Annotated in this window: 13 protein-coding genes; 4 read left to right on the top strand and 9 right to left on the bottom strand. The window is 70.2% G+C overall.

Annotation, left to right across the window (positions count from 1 at the left end; translation table 11 throughout):
- The first annotated feature begins 82 nt into the window (after positions 1 to 82).
- Positions 83 to 1,702 carry a peptide-N4-asparagine amidase gene (locus tag ACWFR3_RS03815; RefSeq protein ID WP_453732917.1) on the top strand — a complete coding sequence of 540 codons (1,620 nt, stop codon included), beginning with the start codon at positions 83 to 85 and terminating at the stop codon, positions 1,700 to 1,702.
- Between the two features lie 159 nt (positions 1,703 to 1,861).
- A complete protein-coding gene (locus ACWFR3_RS03810) occupies positions 1,862 to 3,298 on the top strand; it encodes a cation:dicarboxylate symporter family transporter (RefSeq protein ID WP_453732916.1) in 1,437 nt (478 codons plus the stop codon).
- Here ACWFR3_RS03810 and ACWFR3_RS03805 read toward each other — a convergent pair.
- From ACWFR3_RS03805 to ACWFR3_RS03790, 4 genes are all read right to left on the bottom strand, one after another.
- Entirely contained in the window at positions 3,237 to 4,691 is a 1,455-nt protein-coding gene (locus tag ACWFR3_RS03805; RefSeq protein WP_453732915.1) for a Gfo/Idh/MocA family protein, read from the bottom strand. The two genes, ACWFR3_RS03810 and ACWFR3_RS03805, sit on opposite strands and share 62 nt — an antisense overlap.
- Before the next feature lie 185 nt (positions 4,692 to 4,876).
- Positions 4,877 to 6,721, bottom strand: a complete 1,845-nt coding sequence (locus ACWFR3_RS03800; RefSeq protein ID WP_453732914.1) for a protein kinase domain-containing protein — start codon at positions 6,719 to 6,721, stop codon at positions 4,877 to 4,879.
- A gap of 135 nt (positions 6,722 to 6,856) precedes the next feature.
- Positions 6,857 to 9,775 carry an FAD-binding and (Fe-S)-binding domain-containing protein gene (locus ACWFR3_RS03795; protein WP_453732913.1) on the bottom strand — a complete coding sequence of 973 codons (2,919 nt, stop codon included), beginning with the start codon at positions 9,773 to 9,775 and terminating at the stop codon, positions 6,857 to 6,859.
- A gap of 117 nt (positions 9,776 to 9,892) precedes the next feature.
- A complete protein-coding gene (locus ACWFR3_RS03790; protein WP_453732912.1) occupies positions 9,893 to 10,336 on the bottom strand; it encodes a MarR family winged helix-turn-helix transcriptional regulator in 444 nt (147 codons plus the stop codon).
- Between the two features lie 116 nt (positions 10,337 to 10,452).
- Between ACWFR3_RS03790 and ACWFR3_RS03785 the strand changes: the two genes are divergently transcribed.
- Positions 10,453 to 12,270 carry an ABC transporter ATP-binding protein gene (locus tag ACWFR3_RS03785; protein WP_453732911.1) on the top strand — a complete coding sequence of 606 codons (1,818 nt, stop codon included), beginning with the start codon at positions 10,453 to 10,455 and terminating at the stop codon, positions 12,268 to 12,270.
- Positions 12,271 to 12,316: 46 nt separating this feature from the next.
- A complete protein-coding gene (gene mltG / locus ACWFR3_RS03780; RefSeq protein WP_453733018.1) occupies positions 12,317 to 13,183 on the top strand; it encodes an endolytic transglycosylase MltG in 867 nt (288 codons plus the stop codon).
- Between the two features lie 37 nt (positions 13,184 to 13,220).
- Here the strand turns inward: mltG and ACWFR3_RS03775 are convergent, their stop codons facing one another.
- From ACWFR3_RS03775 to ACWFR3_RS03755, 5 genes are all read right to left on the bottom strand, one after another.
- The gene (locus ACWFR3_RS03775) at positions 13,221 to 14,309 is read right to left on the bottom strand and encodes an NAD(P)-binding domain-containing protein (protein WP_453733017.1); all 1,089 of its coding nucleotides are present in this window, start codon (positions 14,307 to 14,309) and stop codon (positions 13,221 to 13,223) included.
- Positions 14,310 to 14,411: 102 nt separating this feature from the next.
- The gene (locus ACWFR3_RS03770) at positions 14,412 to 15,620 is read right to left on the bottom strand and encodes an LLM class flavin-dependent oxidoreductase (RefSeq protein WP_453732910.1); all 1,209 of its coding nucleotides are present in this window, start codon (positions 15,618 to 15,620) and stop codon (positions 14,412 to 14,414) included.
- A 2-nt stretch (positions 15,621 to 15,622) separates the two neighbouring features.
- A complete protein-coding gene (locus tag ACWFR3_RS03765) occupies positions 15,623 to 16,666 on the bottom strand; it encodes an ABC transporter substrate-binding protein (protein WP_453732909.1) in 1,044 nt (347 codons plus the stop codon).
- Between the two features lie 53 nt (positions 16,667 to 16,719).
- The gene (locus ACWFR3_RS03760; RefSeq protein WP_453732908.1) at positions 16,720 to 17,505 is read right to left on the bottom strand and encodes an ABC transporter ATP-binding protein; all 786 of its coding nucleotides are present in this window, start codon (positions 17,503 to 17,505) and stop codon (positions 16,720 to 16,722) included.
- On the bottom strand, positions 17,478 to 18,398 hold the full coding sequence (locus ACWFR3_RS03755) for an ABC transporter permease (protein ID WP_453732907.1): 921 nt from the start codon (positions 18,396 to 18,398) through the stop codon (positions 17,478 to 17,480). Before ACWFR3_RS03755 ends, ACWFR3_RS03760 begins: the two co-directional genes overlap by 28 nt.
- Positions 18,399 to 18,505: the final 107 nt, after the last annotated feature.

Here is an 18,505-nt window from a genome sequence, read left to right as displayed (position 1 = left end):
TGCCGGTCCGGCTCCCCGTGCCTGCCTGTCCGGCACTCGGGAACGCATTGCGGTGATCGTCGACTCACCGTAGAAATCCCCCATGAGAAGACGCGTCATGTCCATGCTCGCCGGGGTCACCCTCGCGGCGAGCACACTCTTCAGCGCGGGCCCGGCGGCGGCCGACACGCCCCCGCCTGAGTTCGGCAACGACTGGCACGACCCGATCACGGCCGCCCCGCCCGTCCCGAAGCCGCACACCAAGTCGTGCGAAGTGACCGTGGCCGAGGCACAGTTCAAGGACTTCACGCCCTACGAGGGCGCCTACAGCCCGCCCGGGAAGTGCGGCCCGGGTGACTGGGGCAAGGTGGTGCTGCGCCTCGACGGCAAGGTCAAGGGGCGGCAGTACGACCGCCTCGGCTATCTGCGCATCGGCGGCGTCGAGGTCTTCCGCACGTCCACTCCGGAGCCGTCCGCCGATGGCATCACCTGGTCCGTGGAGAAGGACGTCACGCGCTACCGCGAGACCCTCGGGCACGACCAGCGCGTCGAGATGCTCATCGGGAACGTCGTCAACGAGACGTACACGGGCATCATCGACGTCAAGGCGACCCTGACGTTCTACGCGGCGCAGAAGGCCGGCGACGGCAAGCGCGAGCAGTCGCCCCCGGACCGCGTCCTGCCACTGGGCGACGGCGACGGCACCACCGCCCTCACCGCCCCGCGCAACAGCGAGCGCATCGTCGCCGAGGTCTACGCGACCGGCTCCGGCGGCGGCTGCGAGGAGTACTGGTACCTGACGGTCCCCGATGCCGCGCCGTACTCCTGCAAGGCGGAGGGCGGGCCCTACCGCGAGGTGCAGGTCACGGTCGACGGCCAACTCGCCGGTATCGCCGCGCCGTTCCCGACCGTGTGGACGGGCGGCTGGTCCAACCCCTTCCTGTGGTACGTGATCCCCGGCCCCCGCGCCTTCGACATCAAGCCCATCGAGTACGACCTGACGCCGTTCGCCGGGCTCCTCAACGACGGCCGCCCGCACCAGGTGGAAGTGTCCGTCGCGGGCAGGCCGGAGGCGACGACCGGCTGGCACACGCCCACCAACATCCTGGTCTGGCAGGACGAGAAGAGCGAGCACGTCACCGGAAAACTGACCGCCCACGAGGCGGGCGACCTCGCCAACAAGGCGATATATACGCCCGGTTCACCCGAGCGGCAGCACCGCCTGGACACCAAGGGCAGCCACCGGCTCAGCGTCGCGGGATACGTCGACACCTCCCATGGCCGCGTCAGGACGACCGTGACCCGCGCGCTCGCCAACACCTCCGTGCACCGCTGGACCGAGGGCGAGTCCACCGACGCGCTCCAGTCCACCTGGAGCGACCGCGAGACCGTCACCACGGACGGCCGCGCCACCCGCTTCGACCGCACGTACACGATGGACGGCACGACGACGCTCGGCGCCGGTGACCGGCTGCGCACCGAGATCGACCTCGGCGACCGCGCGCGGACCGTCGTCACGCACCACGGCCGCACCACGGCCCGTTCGGTCACCGACGACCGCTACGAAGGCGACGCCACGTACACCGCCAACGTGCCGCGCGAGGACCGGCACGCCGTCGGTACCTCCCGTGAGCGCTATCGCGTGTACGGCGACGGCGGCTGCTACGACCGCACCCTGGCCACCGAGCAGGGGGCGCTGACGGTGAACCGCCTGCGCTGCTGAGCCCCTCGTCGAACCCCGCGGTTTGGAGCAAGATCCAAGATTTACGCCGATGTGATCTGTAGGTCTTTTGCGGAAGCGATCACTCCACCATAGTGGCGCCTCGCGGAAAGAAATTTCCGTATGGCAGAAGTAAGTTGAAGCCTCACCACAGGAGTGCCCGTGCCGCAGTCCGTACCGTCCATACCGCGACGCGTAGCACGCACATTGCGAACCTCACTGTTCGCGCAGGTCGCCTGCGCGTTGGTGCTCGGAGTCCTCGTCGGACGGCTGTGGCCGGACATGGGCACAGCCGTCCAACCGCTCGGCGACGGCTTCGTACGTCTGATCAAGGCGATGATCGCCCCGCTCGTGTTCTGCGTGGTCGTCGCCGGCATCACCAAGGCCGGAGACCTCAAGGCCTTCGGCCGCATCGGGATCAAGGCCCTCATCTGGTTCGAGGTCGCCACCACGGTCGCCCTCGTCGTCGGCCTGCTCGCCGGAAACCTCGTCAGTCCCGGCACCGGCATGAACGTCGACCCCTCCAAGCTCGACGCCTCCGCCGTCGACGAGAAGACCGGCGGCGGGGAACTGCCCTCGACCAGCGAGTTCATCCTGCACTCGCTGCCCGACAGCGCGATCGGCGCCTTCGCCGAGAACTCACTGCTCCAAGTCCTCGTCCTGTCCTGCCTGGTGGGCGCGGCCCTGCTGCACCTGGGCAACACGAAGGTCCCCGCGATCCTGCCCGCCATCGAGCAGGGCCAGGAGGTCGTCTTCGCGATCGTCGGCTTCATCATGAAGCTGGCGCCGCTCGCCGTGTTCGGCGCCACCGCGCATCTGGTGGGGGAGTACGGGCTCGGCGCCCTGACGACCTACGGCAAGCTCATCGGGGTCTGTTACGCGGTGGCCCTGCTCTTCCTCGTCCTGCTCGGCGTGGCCCTCAAGGCACTGACCGGCCTGAGCCTGTGGAAGTTCGTCCGCTACACGCGCGAGGAGATGCTGCTCGCGCTCGGCACGGCCTCCAGTGAGGCCGTCATGCCGCGCATGATGCAGAAGCTGCGCCAGGCGGGCTGCCGCGACGACGCGGTGGGCCTGGTCCTGCCGACGGGCTACTCCTTCAACCTCGACGGCGCCTCGATCTACCTCTCCGTCGGTACGTTGTTCATCGCGCAGGCCGTGGGCGTGGACCTGAGCCTGGGCCAGCAGATCACGGTCGTCCTCGTGCTGATGCTGACCAGCAAGGGCATGGCGGGCGTGCCCGGTTCGGCGTTCCTCGCGCTGTCCGCGACCGCCTCCGCGCTCGGGGTCATCCCGGCAGGCGCGGTCGCTCTGCTGCTCGGCGTGGACCGCATCATGGACGCCATGCGCGTCGCCACGAACCTGCTCGGCAACTGCGTGGCCGTCTTCGTGGTCTCGCGCTGGGAGGGAGCGTTGGACACGGCGCGGGCCAAGAAGGTCCTGGCCGGGGAGATCGCTTTCGTCCCCGAGCAGGTCGAGCCGGCGGCGACGGCGGAGGAGCCCGGCAGCGCAGATGAGAGCACCGCCGGGCCCAAGTCGCCTACGCCTTCGGCTTCTCCGAGTCCACGCCCGGCCGAGCCTTCTTCCACAGCCCGCGAGTGAAGTCCGGGATCTCCTGCGGCGCGCCCTTCGCCTTGATCGACAGATGGCTCAAGGGGACGGGCGACGTCCAGGTCGCGGCGTCGTAGACGTCGAAGTCGGGCACGAGGCCGAGCTGCATGGTCTGCATCAGACGGAAGATCATGATGTAGTCCATGCCGCCGTGCCCGCCCGGCGGGTTGGAGTGCTCCTTCCACAGCCAGTGGTCGAACTCCGCGGCGTACTTGCCGAAGTCGCCCCACTCGTCGTTCGTGTGGTCCGGCTCGATGTAGATGCGCTCGGGATAGTCCTCGAAGACACCCTTGGTGCCGCCGAGGCTGTTGATGCGGCTGTACGGGTGCGGGGTGGAGACGTCGTGCTCCAGACGGATCACCCGCCCCTTAGCCGTCTGGACGAGGCTGATGGTGCGGTCGCTCTCGATGTACGTCTCCTTCCAGCTCGGGTCGCCCGCGGGCATGTGCGCCTTGCGGTACTCGGCCAGACCGAGGGCGGGCGTGCCGAAGCTGGAGATGTGAGTGACGCGGTCGCCGCGGTTGATGTCCATGTAGTTGGAGACCGGGCCGAAGCCGTGGTTGGGGTAGAGGTCGCCGCGCAGCCGCGTGTGCCACAGGCGCCGCCAGGGCCCCTCGTAGTAGTCCGGGTCGAACATCAGGCCGCGCAGGTCGTGGTTGTAGGCGCCCGCCCCGTGCAGCAGATCGCCGAACTTGCCCGCGTGGGCCATGCGCAGGACGCGCATCTCGTTCTTGCCGTAGCAGCAGTTCTCCAGCTGCATGCAGTGTCTGCGGGTGCGCTCGGAGAGGTCGACCAGTTCCCAGAGCTGGTCGAGCTGGAGGGCGACGGGACACTCCACGCCGACGTGCTTGCCGTTGAGCATCGCCGTCTTGGACATCTCGAAGTGCCAGTCCCAGGGCGTCGCCACGTACACGAAGTCGATGTCCCCGCGCTTGCACAGGTTCTCGAAGTCGTGATCGCCCTTGGTGTACGTCGCCGGGGCGGGCTGGCCCGCGTCGGTGACCTTCTTCGCGGCGGCCGCGGTCTTGTCCTTGACCGGGTCGCAGAGCGCGACGACCTTGACCCCCGGGACCGCCAGGAACAGGTCGATCATGCTGCCGCCGCGATTGCCGAGCCCGACGATGCCCACGCGCACCGTGGTACGCCGCTCGAACGGGACGCCGACCATGGTCTTGCCCTTGCGCGGCGGCGCCTGGGCGGCCGATGCGCTCGTGCCTTGCGCGGTATCCGCATGGGCCGTGCCGCCGCTGAAGGCGCCCCCCAGGCCGAGTCCCGCCCCGGCGAGGCCCGCGGTGCGCAGGACATTGCGCCGGGAGTGGCCGTCGGAGGACGACGGGCCATCGGCGGACTCGTCAGGGGCCGGTACTGCGTTCTCGTCGTGCATCGGGACCTCCGTAGCTCAGGGGCGGCTGGTCTCTACCACTGGGGCGGAAGCCACCTTGGCCGGAGCACGGCTGGGGCGCAAGGGACCTGAGTGGACGGAGAGTTGGACTTATGTGCCGGATCCTCAGGTAGCTCGATAGCTCGATAGCTCGATAGCTCGGGATGCCGGTGCCGGTGCCGGTGCCGTCAGCCGAACCAGGAACGTCGCCCGCTCGTCCCGTTCGATGCCCGGCGTGCCCGGCGCTTGAAGCGGGACAGCAGGCGTCTGGCGCGGTGTTGGAGGTCCGCGTTCTCGACCCGCGGGAGCAGTTCGTCGAGCATGGTCACGGCGCGTTCCGGGTCGCCCGACTCGCCGACGCTGTGTGCGTGTTGCAGGGCCCACTCGATGGGGAAGTCAGTCCCGTGCACCGCACGGAAGAGCGGGATCAGCGCGTCGTAGTGACGAGCTGCGGCCGCGTGGTCCTCCAGGAGGTGACTGTCGATGGCCACACAGACCTGTGCCTCATAGCGTGCCATGTCGGTGTCGGGCAGACCGCGGGCGAGATCGGGCAGCAGGGGTTCAAAGACGGCACGTCGGCGCAGCGAATCGGCGCGGCTGACCGGCATGAAGGACATATGCACGGGTCCCGCCGCGGCGCGGGTGACGGTCCGTCCCTCGGCCAGGTCGAGACGTGCGCGCAGGGTGACCGGGTCACAGGGCCCGAGGACTCGCGCCGCCAAAGCGATCACCTCCTTCAGCTCGGGGAAGGCGTCCCTGACCCCGTCGTACGCGAGCCGCCCGAAAAGCAGCGCCCGGGCTTCGATGGTGCGTCGATCCTCGGGGCCGAAGACCCGGGTCAGTTTCGGCACGATGCGAAGCAGCCTGTCGTCGCTGCTGCGGACTGCCCGGGCGAGCATCGCCTCCGCGGTGAGCGGATCGTCGGGCCCCAGCTCACGCTGTGCGTCCGGGATCAGTGCGTCGAGGAGATCGAGGAACTCCTGTGGGTCGGCGTCCGGCGGGAGCGCGACGATCTGGTCGAGTCGTCGGCGGAGGCCGGAGCGCACCGGGTCGGCGCCGGAGGCAGGGCCGGCCGGGGAGTGCGGGGGACTTGGCGCCACGGTGTTCGGCTCGGTGGGCGCGTTCGGTGGACCTGGGGCCGGGGAGCCCAGCACGGTGGCTGCGTGCGGGGGTCCCGAGGCGGGGGCCGTGACGGTCACCGCGGATGCCACTTCGGCCAGCAGCGCGAGCCGACGCTCGACGTCACGGGCGTGGCGGGGGCGCTGGTCGGGGTCCTTGGCCAGTAGGTCCAGTACGAGCTGATCCGCGGCAGGGGGCATACCCGAGCGCGTTGAGCTGGGGCGTGGAGGTGGTGCGGTCAGGTGCTGGGCGTTCAGGGCCGCCGCCGGAGCGGCACGGAAAGGGGGATGCCCCGTCCACAGCTCCATGAGGACGCAGCCGAGGGAGTACAGGTCGCTGCGTCCGTCGACCGGGTCACCCATGAGTCTCTCCGGTGCCATGAACCCGGGAGTACCGACGGCGAAGCCCTCGCCGGTGATAGCCGCCCCGCCGTCCTGCCGTTTTGCGATACCGAAGTCGAGGACCTTCACCGTGCCGCTGTCGGTCAGGATGAGGTTGGCGGGGGTGATGTCGCGGTGGACGATGCCGGCGTCGTGGGCGACGGCCAGAGCGGCGCAGATCTGGCGCGTCCACGCCAGGGTGTCCTTGAAGGGCGGGAGACCGCGGGTGATGAGTTCGGCGAAGGTCTGGCCGGGCACGAGCTCCATCACGATGTAGATGAAAGGCCACCCGTCCCGCTCCAAGCGGCCGAAGTCGTGGATCGTCGCGATGTTGGGATGTGTCAGATTGCCCGCTAACTCCGCCTCCTGGATCAGGCGTTGGGTCAGTTCCAGGGTCCCGGCCGCGCCGATTTTCACCGCGACCGGACGGCCTATGCGCAGATCATGGGCACGCCACGCGGTCCCGAATCCGCCATGGCCCAGCTCGGAATCGAGTCGGTACCGCCCGTCGAGAACGTCACCCTGTCGCGTCATGCCGCTCCCCTCGCCATACCGACAACGGGTCATGGTGCCAGACAGGGTGACAAAAGTGACCCGCATGCCAACAGTGCGCAGCGGGGTTCCGGTGACGCGGATCCGCCGGGGCCGGGCTATGCGCCGCTGCCGCTCTCACGGTCGCGTCGCTCGCTCCAATTCCTGGAGCACGGAGTAGTAGTGACGGCCCGTCGCGTGGTCCATGCCGACCTCGCACATGCGGTTCGCCGAGAGGTGCGCGTCGAAGGGGCGGGCGGTGACCTCCGCGGCTTCCTTGTGGGTGGCCGATTCGGTCAGTTCCTTGTGCAGCATGCCGCGGTCGCCGGCGAAGGCGCAGCAGCCCGCGTCGTCGGGGACCACCACTTCGTCCGCGCATGCCTCGGCGACGGTACGCAGCTGGGCCTCGTCTCCGAGGTGGCTCATGGAGCAGGTGGGGTGCAGGACGGCGGAGCCGATCGTGCGGTGCACGGTCAGATGGGGGAGCAGCTCGTCCGCGGCCCAGACCAGGGAGTCGACGACCGTCAGCTCGCGGTGCAGCTTGCGGTTGTCGGCGCTCAGATAGGGCACGACCTCGTGCGCGATGCCCAGCGTGCAGGACGAGGCGTCCACCACCAGGGGCAGCCTGCCGCCCGCCGTCCAGCCCCAGGCCGCCTCGACGATGCGGTTGGCCATCACCGCGTTGCCCTCGTCGTAGCCCTTGGAGTGCCAGATCGTCGCGCAGCACGTCCCCGCGACATCGCCGGGAATCCAGACGGGCCGTCCCGCGCGCGCGGAGACGGCGACCACCGCTTCGGGCAGGGAGCGGTCGCCGGGGCTGCCGAAGATGCGGTTGACGCACGCCGGGTAGTAGACGGCGCTCGCGCCCACGCGGGTGGTGCGCGGCAGTTTCCGGGCGGCCGCGCCGGGGATGTCCGGCAGCCACTCGGGGACCAGGTCGGGGCGCACGGCCTTGCGTGCGGCGCGCGTCACCGAGGTCAGGAGCCGGTCGCTGATGCGGTCGGCGGCGCCGACCGCGAGCCGGGCGGCGGCCTCGACGGCCTTGAAGTTCTTGGCGGTGAAGGCGGCCACCTTCTCCTCGCGCGGGGAGTGCCGTGCGTGACGGAAGTCCTTCATCAGGGCGCCCGTGTCGATGCCCACCGGGCAGGCCAGCTTGCAGGTCGAGTCGCCGGCGCAGGTGTCCACGGCGTCGTATCCGTACGCCTCGACCAGGCCGTCCTCGACCGGGGAGCCGGAAGGCTGGCGCATCATCTCGCGGCGCAGCACGATCCGCTGGCGCGGGGTCGTCGTCAGGTCCTCGCTGGGGCAGGTCGGTTCGCAGAAGCCGCACTCGATGCAGGGGTCCGCGATCAGCTCCACCTTGGGGATGGTCTTCAGGCCGCGCAGATGGGCCTTGGGGTCGCGGTCGAGGACGATGCGCGGCGCGAGCACCCCGTCCGGGTCGATGACCTGCTTGGTGCGCCACATCAACTCCGTGGCCTTGGACCCCCATTCGAGCTCCAGGAAGGGGGCGATGTTGCGGCCCGTCGCGTGCTCGGCCTTGAGCGAGCCGTCGAAGCGCTCGACGGTCAGCCGGCAGAAGTCGTCCATGAAGGCGGCATAGCGCTCCACGTCCGCGGGCAGGGCCGCGTCGAAGGCCAGCAGGAAGTGCAGATTGCCGTGTGCGGCATGGCCCGCCACGGCGGCGTCGAAGCCGTGCCGCGTCTGCAGTTCGAGCAGCGACTCGCAGGCGTCGGCCAGGCGCGACGGCGGCACCGCGAAGTCCTCGGTGATCAGCGTGGTCCCGGAGGGCCGCGATCCGCCCACCGCGGTCACGAAGGCCTTGCGGGCCTTCCAGTAGCTCCCGATCGTCTTCGGGTCGCGGGTGAAGGTGTTGGTCACCGAGGCGACCGGCGCGACGAGTTCGAGCCCTTCGACGACCTTGGCGGCCGCCGCTTCGTACGCCTCCTGGCGCGCCTCGTCCGGAGCGCGGAACTCCACCAGGAGCGCGGCCGTGGACTTCGGGAGCTGCGCCCAGTCGGCGGGCACCCCCGCGACGCTGATCGAGGCGCGCAGCGTGTTGCCGTCCATCAGCTCGACGGCCAGTGCGCCCGCTTCGTTGAACAGCGGGACGGCCGCCGCGGCGGCGGGAAGGGAGGGGAAGAAGAGCAGGGCCGTGGTGACCCGGCGGTCCAGCGGCAGCGTGTCGAAGACGACCTCCGAGATGAAGCCGAAGGTGCCCTCCGAGCCGACCATCAGGCCGCGCAGGATCTCCACGGGAGTCGTGCCGTCGAGGAACGCGTCCAGGCGGTAGCCGTTCGTGTTCTTGATCTCGTACTTGGCGCGGATGCGGGCGGTGAGCTCCCGGTCCGCCTCGATCTCCCCTTTGATCGCCAGCAGGCCCTCGCACAGGGCCGGCTCGGCGTGCGCCAGCTGCTCGTCGGCGTCCGGCTCGGCGGTGTCCACGACCGTGCCCGTCGGCAGGACGAAGGTCAGCGAGGCCACCGTGCGATAGGAGTTGCGGGTGGTGCCCGCCGTCATCCCCGAGGCGTTGTTCGCGACGACCCCGCCGATCGTGCAGGCGATGGCGCTCGCCGGGTCGGGGCCGAGCACGCGCCCGTGCCGGGCGAGCGTGGCGTTGGCCCGCAGGATCGTCGTGCCGGGGCCGATGCGGGCCTGCCCGCCGTCGCCGATGACCTCGATGCCCGCCCAGTGCTTGCGCACGTCGACCAGGATGTCCTCGCCCTGGGCCTGGCCGTTGAGGGAGGTGCCCGCCGCGCGGAAGACGACCTCACGGCTCCGGCCGTGCGCGTAGGACAGGACGGCGGAGATGTCGTCGATGTCCTCCGCGACGACCACGACCTGCGGCACGAAGCGGTAAGGGCTCGCGTCGGAGGCGTACCGCACGAGGTCGGAGATCTTCGTCAGGACCTTGTCCGGGCCCAGGAGCGCGGACAGTTCCGAGCGCAGCGGCTCGGGGGTGCCCGCGGCTTGCCGGTCCGGCACCCGGTCGGGGGCCGGGCCCTCGGTGCGCCGTGCGGGGCGCAGGGCTTCCGGCTTGGGCTCCAGGAACGGCATGAGCTCTCCTCGGCGGGTCGTACGGTCGGGCTGGGGCGTACGGTCTGGCGGGGTCGTACGGTCGGGCTGGATCGTACGGTCGGGCGGCGCGGCAGTGGGTCCGGACGGCCGCCGGGATCAGCAGCGGCGGATCTCCGGCACATCGAACAGGGCGTTCAGCAGGCCGCCCAGCTGCTCGCGCTGCTCGGCGTCCAGTGGGGCCAGGATGTCCTCTGCGGCGGCCCTTCGCGCGCTGCGCAGCTCGCGCAGGGCCTTGCGTCCCGCGTCCGTGAGCTCGATGCGGATCACCCGCCGGTTGGTGGGATCGGGGACACGCCGTACGTGATCACTGGCCTCCAGTGCGTCGACCAGGCTCGTCACGGCGCGCGGGACCACCTCGAGGTGCTGGGCGAGATCGGCCATGCGCGGCGGCGTGTCGTACTGCACGAGGGTGCGCAGCAGGCGGGACTGGGCCGGGGTGATGCCGATCGGCACGAGGTGGCGCTTCTGGATGCGGTGCAGCCTGCGGGTCAGCCGCAGCAGCTGTTCGGCGAGCAGTCCGTCGGCGTCCGGGGTGTTCATGCGGGAACAATATCAGGACCTTGTGCATTGTGAGTATAGGTAACAGTGAGCTATGCTCCCTCAGTAATCGTCGGCTGTATCTCTGCCGACCGCCGTCTCACCTCCCGTAGGAGCCCATGCGTCACGACGAACCCAAGTGGACACCGCAGCCCCCGGCCCCCGGCCAGGAAGAACAGCCGCGGCAGATCCGCCGCATCCTGCGCCTCTTCCGCCCCTACCGCGCCCGCCTCGCGATCGTCGGCCTGCTGGTCGGCGCCGCATCCCTGGTCTCGGTCGCCACCCCCTTCCTGCTGAAGGAAATCCTCGACACCGCCATCCCGCAGGGCAGGACGGGCCTGCTGAGCCTGCTCGCCCTCGGAATGATCCTCAGCGCGGTCGTCACCAGCGTCTTCGGCGTCCTGCAGACCCTGATCAGCACGACGGTCGGCCAGCGCGTCATGCACGACCTGCGCACGTCCGTCTACGGCCGCCTGCAGAGCATGTCGCTCGCCTTCTTCACCCGGACCCGCACCGGCGAGGTCCAGTCCCGCATCGCCAGCGACATCGGCGGCATGCAGGCGACGGTCACCTCCACCGCCACCTCCCTGGTCTCGAACCTCACCAGCGTGATCGCCACGATCGTGGCGATGCTCGCCCTGGACTGGCGCCTGACGGTGGTCTCGCTGCTCCTGCTGCCCGTCTTCGTGTGGATCAGCCGCCGGGTCGGCCGCGAGCGCAAGAAGATAGCCACCCAGCGCCAGAAGCAGATGGCCGCGATGGCCGCCACGGTCACCGAATCGCTCTCCGTCAGCGGCATCCTGCTGGGCCGCACGATGGGCCGCTCCGACTCGCTGACCAAGACCTTCGCCGACGAGTCCGAGCGCCTCGTCGACCTGGAGGTCCGCTCGAACATGGCGGGGCGCTGGCGCATGGCCGTCATATCCATCGTCATGGCCGCCATGCCCGCCGTCATCTACTGGACCGCGGGCCTGGCCTTCCAGATGGGCGGCCCGACGGTCTCGATCGGCACGCTCGTCGCCTTCGTCTCGCTCCAGCAGGGTCTGTTCCGGCCCACCGTGAGCCTGCTCTCCACCGGCGTGCAGATCCAGACCTCGCTCGCGCTCTTCCAGCGCATCTTCGAATACCTCGACCTGCCGATCGACATCACCGAGCCCGAGCACCCAGTGCGCCTGGACAAGATCAAGGGCGAAGTCCGCTTCGAGGGCGTCGAGTTCCGCTACGACGGCGACGAGGGCCAGGGCCGCCCGATCCTCGACGGCATCGACATCACCGTCCCCGCCGGCGGCAGCCTGGCCGTCGTGGGCCCCACCGGCTCGGGCAAGTCGACCCTGAGCTATCTGGTGCCGCGGCTGTACGACGTCACGGGCGGCCGCGTCACGATCGACGGCGTCGACGTGCGTGACCTGGACTTCGACTCGCTGGCCCGCGCGGTGGGCGTCGTCTCCCAGGAGACGTATCTCTTCCACGCCTCGGTCGCCGAGAACCTGCGCTTCGCCAAGCCCGACGCCACGGACGAGGAACTCGTCGCCGCCGCGGGCGCGGCCCAGATCCACGACCACATCGCCTCCCTGCCCGACGGGTACGACACCGTGGTCGGCGAGCGCGGCCACCGCTTCTCCGGAGGCGAGAAGCAGCGCCTGGCCATCGCCCGTACGATCCTGCGCGATCCGCCCGTGCTCATCCTGGACGAGGCCACCAGCGCCCTGGACACGCACACCGAGCACGCCGTACAGGACGCCATCGACGCCTTGTCCGCCGACCGGACGACGCTGACCATCGCCCACCGGCTCTCCACGGTCCGCGGCGCCGACCAGATCGTGGTCCTGGACGCCGGACGCACCGCCGAGCGCGGCAGCCACGAGGAGCTCCTGGCCAGGGACGGCCGTTATGCCGCCCTGGTACGTCGAGACGCTCAACTTGAGCCCGCGACATGAAAATATGCTCGGTATGTCCGCATTTGCGGGATAATGTGCCCGCATGCTGCAGACCAAGACTCCGCGCCGGGGCACGATTCGACTGACGCGCCGGGGCCGGATCGCCCTGATCGCGACCGGAGCCGTCGCGGCGGTCACCGCCGTGGCGGTGCCGCTGCTGCTCCCGGACGACAGCGCGCGCCCCCAGACACTGACCATCCCGGAGGGCTGGCGCTCGAGCCAGGTGTACGGGGCTGTCGACAAGGCCCTCGACGTGCCGGCCGGCACCACGAAGAAGGCCATTCCCAAGGCCCGGCTCAAGCTGCCCGGCGACGCGAGCGGCAACCCCGAGGGGTACCTCTTCCCGGCGACCTATCCCATCGGCGACCAGTCGACCCCCGCGTCCGTCCTCTCGTACATGGTGAACACCGCCACCAAGAACTTCAGCGGCGGCCAGGTCACCGCGGGCGCCGACCGCAACGCCGTGAACGTCTACCAGACCGTCACCATCGCCAGCATGATCGAAGCCGAGGCGGGCTCCAAGGAGGACATGGGCAAGGTGGCCCGGGTCATCTACAACCGCCTCGAACAGGGCATGCCCCTGCAGATGGACTCGACGATCAATTACGCCCTCAACCGCTCGACGCTGAACACCCGCGACAGCGACACGAAGATCAACAGCCCCTACAACACCTACACGCGCATGGGCCTGCCCCCCACCCCGATCGGCAACCCCGGCGAGGAGGCGATGCGCGCGGCGACCAGCCCGACTCAGGGCGACTGGCTGTACTTCGTGACGGTGAAGCCGGGCGACACCCGCTTCACGTCGAACTTCGAGGAGCAGCGCAAGAACGTCGCGGAGTTCAACAAGAACAAGAGCAAGGACCAGGACGGCGAGGACCAGGGCAAGGACGAGAACAAGCAGGACGGCTAGGAGCCCGCGAAGAAGCCGTCGGACGCCGGCACGGTGCTCACGCCGTGACCGGCGCCCCCGCGAGCAGCCGCTGGATGTCCCGGACCGCCGCGCGCCCCGCGCGGTTCGCGCCGATCGTGCTGGCCGAGGGGCCGTACCCCACCAGGTGGATGCGGGGGTCGGCGGCGGCCCGGGTGCCCTCCATGCGGATGCCGCCGCCCGGCTCGCGCAGGTGCAGCGGCGCCAGGTGCTCGATGGCCGCCCGGAACCCGGTGGCCCAGAGAATGACGTCGACCTCCACGTGCCGCCCGTCGTCCCACTCCACGCCGCTGGGCGTGATGCGGTCGAACATCGGGAGCCGGTCGAGCACCCCCTCCGCCCGCGCCTGCCGGATGGCGTCGTTGACGGGCAGCCCGGTCACGGACACCACGCTGCGCGGCGCGAGCCCCTGGCGTACGCGCTCCTCGACCATGGCGACGGCCTCGCGTCCCCAGTTCTCGTCGAACGGGCCGTCGCGGAAGACGGGCTCCCGCCGGGTGACCCAAGTGGTCCCGGCGGCGTGCGGAGCGATCTCCATCAGATGCTGGGTGCCCGAAGCCCCGCCGCCCACGACGATCACCCGCTGTCCCTTGAAGGCCTCGGGCCCCGGATAGACGGCCGTGTGCAACTGCCGCCCGCGGAAGGTCTCCTGCCCCGGATAGCGCGGCCAGAACGGGCGGTCCCAGGTCCCCGTGGCATTGACCAGGGTGCGGGTCGCCCAGGTCCCGGCCGACGTCTCCACAAGCAGCCGCCCGCCGTCGCCCTCGCGCACCTGGTGCACGTCGACGGGCCGGTGCACCCGCAGGTCGAAGCGCCGCTCGTACTCCTCGAAGTACTCCCGGATGACCTCCGAGGAGGGCCGCGCGGGATCGGCGCCCGTCAGCTCGAAGCCGGGCAGCGAGTGCATGCCGTGCACCTTGCCGTAGGTGAGCGAAGGCCAGCGGAACTGCCAGGCGCCGCCGGGGTGCGGGGCGTGGTCCAGGACGACGAAGTCGCGGTCCGGCTCGAATCCGACCCTGCGCAGGTGGTAGGCGCTGGAGAGGCCTGCCTGCCCGGCGCCTATGACGAGCGTGTCCACCTCGCGCGCGTCCACCTCGTGCGCACCGATTTCTCGTGCCGCTGCGTGTGCGGCCGCGTCCCGTACCCCGATGTCGTTCACGCTTCTACTAACTCCATCGGGGTCCGGGATCTTCCCCCGCCGGCGTACGGGTCAGCGCCCGCCCGCCACCAGGAGCGGCGCACCGCCCGGAGCGGAGGCCGGACGCCCGCCGGCCGCGGACGCCCCGCCCAGCTGCGAGGCCGGAATGCGGGGCAGCAGCCCGCGCGCCGCCAGGTCCGGGATCACGCCCTCGCCGAACCAGTACGCCTCCTCCAGGTGCGGATAGCCCGACAGGACGAAGTGCTCGACGCCGAGCGCGTGATACTCCTCGATCCGGTCGGCGACGTCCGCGTGGCTGCCCACCAGCGCGGTGCCCGCGCCGCCGCGTACGAGACCCACGCCCGCCCACAGGTTCGGCGAGATCTCCAGGTCGCCGCGGGAACCGCCGTGCAGCGCCAGCATCCGCTGCTGGCCGACGGACTCGCTGCGGCCCAGCGCCTGCTGGGCGGCGGCGATGGTGTCCGGGTCGAGGTCGTCGAGCAGCCGGCCCGCGGTGGCCCACGCCTCGGCGGCGGAATCGCGCGAGATGGTGTGAAGGCGGATCCCGAAGCGGACCGTGCGCCCCTGCTCCTCGGCCAGCCCGCGAATCCAGTCGATCTTCTGCTTGACCTGCTCCGGCGGCTCGCCCCACGTCAGGTACACATCGGTGTGGCGGGCTGCGACCGGTCCGGCCGCCGGCGACGAACCGCCGAAGAAGATCTCCGGCAGCGGGTCCGGCGGCAGCGCGGTCAGACCGCCCTCCACGTCGTAGTGCTCCCCGTGGAAGTCGAAGGGCTTGCCGCCCCACACGCCCCGCACGATGGACAGGAACTCGTCGGTACGGGCATAGCGGTGATCGTGGTCGAGATGGTCGCCGAAGCGCCGCTGCTCGGTGGAGTCGCCGCCCGTGACGACGTTCAGGAGCAGGCGCCCGCGCGTGATGCGCTGATACGTGGACGCCATCTGGGCGGCGAGCACGGGCGAGATGAGGCCGGGCCGGAACGCCACCAGGAACTTGAGCCGCTCCGTGTGCTGGGCAAGGGCCACCGTCGTCAGCCAGGCGTCCTCGCACCAGGTGCCGGTCGGGGTAAGGACCGCCTCGAAGCCCAACTGCTCGGCCGCCTTGGCGATCTGGATCAGATAGTCGATGTCGGGAGCCCGCACCCCGCTGACCGGGGCGACACGGGAGCGCTTGACGCCGCCGTCGGTGTAGGCGTGCCGGTCGACGAGGGTGCGACCGTCGCCGCCGGTCGGCAGGAACCAGTTGAGGTGGACGGTCATCGTCAGGACTCCTTGTTGTACGTGCGCGGCTTGCTGGTCGAGGGCGGCAGGCTGCCGTTGAAGCGGGTGTCGACGAAGTCGCCGAAGTCGACGCGGCGCGGAATGAGCTTCTGGCCGGTGAAGGTGTCCGCGATCTGCTGCTCGGAAGAGATCACGTTCTTGTCGATGGCCACCGGGACCCGCGTGCCGTTGCTGCGCTTGACGGCGGCGAGCGCAGCCTCGTAGGGCAGCCCGGTGTCCTTCGCCCAGACCTTCGCCCACGCCTCGGGGTGGTCGTAGACCCAGTCCTGGGCCTTGCGCAGCCGCTTGAGGTAGTCGGTGATCGCTGCGGACTTCTTCTTGTCCTTGAGCGCGTCGGGCGCCGCCACCTGGAAGCTCAGGCCGTTCACCAGGCCTTCGCCGTCGGTCAGGATGCGCCCCTTCTTGCTCTCCAGGACCTGCGAGGTGTACGGGTCCCAGACGGCCCAGGCGTCCACCTTGCCGCTGGTGAACGCGGCGAGGGCGTCGGCCGGCTGCAGATACTTGACCTTGACGTCCTTGAGGCCGAGCCCCGCCTTCTTGAGGGACGCGATGAGCTGGAAGTTCGCCGACGAACCCTGGGTCACGGCGATGGACTTGCCCTTGAGCTCCTCGGTCTTCTTCAGGGACGAGCCATTGGGCACGAGGATCGCCTCGCCCTTCGCGGAGCCGTGGTACGCGGCCACCGCCGAGATCTTCGAGTTGGCTCCGGCGGCGAAGACGGGCGGTGTGTTGCCGACGGCGCCGAGGTCCACGGCCTTGGCGTTGATGGCCTCCAGGAGCGGAGGCCCGGAGGTGAACGTGGACCAGTGGATCTTGTACTTCAGGTCGTCCAGCTCCCCGGCCGCACGCAGCACGGCCTCCGAACCGCCCTTCTGGTCACCGACGTTGAGGGTGAGCGACCCTTTGCCGTCGGTCCTGCCGCCCGCGCCGGCGGAGGAGGTGCTCGCGGAGGGGGAGCCGGAGCATGCGGCGAGCAGCAGGGCCAGGGGGAGGAGCAGGGCGGGGGCGGCGATGTGTCGTCGCATGGTGAGTCCGTTCGGTGTGTTCGTGCTGTGCGGGGGAGGGTTACGGGCGGTGTTCAGGCCGCGGCGACGGTTTCCGGTTCCGGAGAGACTTCCTCCGCGTCGACGCCCAGGCGCCGCAGAAGCTCGGCGCGCAGTTCGCCGAAGCGCGGATCGGCGATGCCGCGCGGCCGCTCCAGATCGATCTCGGTCTCGTACGCGATGACCCCCTCGTCCATGACGAGGACCCGGTCGGCGAGGAACACGGCCTCCTCGACGTCGTGCGTGACGAGCAGGACGGCGCAGCCGCGCCGCTGCCACAGTTCGTCGACGAGCCGTTGGGCCTTGATGCGGGTGAGTGCGTCGAGCGCGCCGAAGGGTTCGTCGAGCAGCAGCAGGTCGGGCTCGCGCACCAGGGCGCGGGCCAGCGAGGCGCGCTGGGCCTCGCCGCCGGAGAGCGTCTTGGGCCAGGCGTTCGTACGGTGCTTGAGCCCGACCTCCTCCAACGCCCGCTCGGCGAGGCCGCGTTCGGGCTTGCCCTGCAGACCGAGCAGGACGTTGCGCCACACGCGCTTCCAGGGCATGAGGCGGGGCGCCTGGAACGCGACAGCCTTGCGGCGCGGCACGAGCACCGTCCCCTCGATGTCGCGGTCGAGCCCGGCGAGGATGCGCAGCAGGGTCGACTTGCCGCAGCCACTGCGTCCGAGCAGCGCCACGAACTCGCCCGGTTTCACGTCGAGGTCGAGCCGGTCGATGACGGCGCGCCCGTCGAAGGTGCGGGTCAGGCCTTCGACGCGTACGGCCGAAGTCGCCCGGGTCGTGGGGGAAGCGGTGGTCACCGGCCGGTGAACGTCGGTCGCCATTGCAGCAGCAGCCTTTCGAGGGTGCGGACGATGAAGTCGGCGATGAGGCCGAGGAAGGCGTAGACGATCAGGCAGACGACGATCACGTCGGTCCGCAGGAAGTCACGCGCCTGGACCATGAGGAAGCCGATCCCGGAGTCCGCGTTGATCTGCTCGGCGAAGACCAGGGCGAGCCAGGCGATGCCGAGGGAGTAGCGCAGGCCGGTCATCGCGCCCGGCAGCGCGCCCGGCAGGATGACGTGGCGCACGAGCCCCCACCGCGAGAGCCCCAGGGACTCACCGGCCTCGATGAGCTGCGAGTCGACCCCGCGGATGCCCGCGTAGACGTTCAGGTAGAGCGGGAAGGACACGCCGAGCGTGATGATGGCGACCTTGGGCGCCTCGCCGATGCCGAACCAGATGATGAACAGCGGGATGAGCCCGACGAAGGGCACGGTGCGCAGCATCTGCACGCTGGCGTCGACAAGATCCTCACCGACGCGGAAGAGCCCCGAGACGAGCGCGAGCGAGGTCCCGACGAGCGTGCCGAGCAGCATGCCCACGGCGACCCGCTGCAGGGAGACCCCCATGGCGGAGGTCAGCGAGCCGTCGGAGAGGAGGTCACGGCCGACACCGGCGATGGTCCCCGGCGAGGCGAGGATGTCGGCGCTCAACGTCCCTGTGGAGCTGAGGAGTTGCCACAGGGCGAGGAGCGCGAGGGGGCCGGAGGTGCGGCGCAGCCAGCGGGGGACGCGGGCGCGGCGGGTGGAGGAGGGGACGATGGGGACGAGGTCGGGCTCGGCGCCTGACCGGGTGGCGGTGCTGGGGTCGTCGGCGGTCTCGGCGGGATCATCCGGCTTGGATATACCCGAAATGTCGGATACGGGATCCGGCGGGGCATGGCTGATGCTCAAGGGTGCTCCACGGCAGGGCAGGAGGGAGGGATGCCCGAAGGCCAGGGCGGGGGGCGGCTAGGCCGACTGGATCAACCGCACGCAGGCGTCAGGGCAGAGAAAAGCAC

Source organism: Streptomyces sp. NPDC055189 (assembly GCF_053606765.1).
Note: the sequence above shows the minus strand (reverse complement) of the source record. Positions and strands in the feature narration are given on the sequence as shown.

What these genes read in the sequence shown, in the direction of transcription:
- ACWFR3_RS03815 (WP_453732917.1), top strand. Translation starts at nt 83, where the DNA reads ATGAGAAGACGCGTCATGTCCATGCTCGCCGGGGTCACCCTCGCGGCG.
- ACWFR3_RS03770 (WP_453732910.1), bottom strand. Translation starts at nt 15,620, where the DNA reads ATGACCGTCCACCTCAACTGGTTCCTGCCGACCGGCGGCGACGGTCGC.
- ACWFR3_RS03795 (WP_453732913.1), bottom strand. Translation starts at nt 9,775, where the DNA reads ATGCCGTTCCTGGAGCCCAAGCCGGAAGCCCTGCGCCCCGCACGGCGC.
- ACWFR3_RS03760 (WP_453732908.1), bottom strand. Translation starts at nt 17,505, where the DNA reads ATGGCGACCGACGTTCACCGGCCGGTGACCACCGCTTCCCCCACGACC.
- ACWFR3_RS03805 (WP_453732915.1), bottom strand. Translation starts at nt 4,691, where the DNA reads ATGCACGACGAGAACGCAGTACCGGCCCCTGACGAGTCCGCCGATGGC.
- ACWFR3_RS03800 (WP_453732914.1), bottom strand. Translation starts at nt 6,721, where the DNA reads ATGACGCGACAGGGTGACGTTCTCGACGGGCGGTACCGACTCGATTCC.
- ACWFR3_RS03790 (WP_453732912.1), bottom strand. Translation starts at nt 10,336, where the DNA reads ATGAACACCCCGGACGCCGACGGACTGCTCGCCGAACAGCTGCTGCGG.
- ACWFR3_RS03765 (WP_453732909.1), bottom strand. Translation starts at nt 16,666, where the DNA reads ATGCGACGACACATCGCCGCCCCCGCCCTGCTCCTCCCCCTGGCCCTG.
- ACWFR3_RS03785 (WP_453732911.1), top strand. Translation starts at nt 10,453, where the DNA reads ATGCGTCACGACGAACCCAAGTGGACACCGCAGCCCCCGGCCCCCGGC.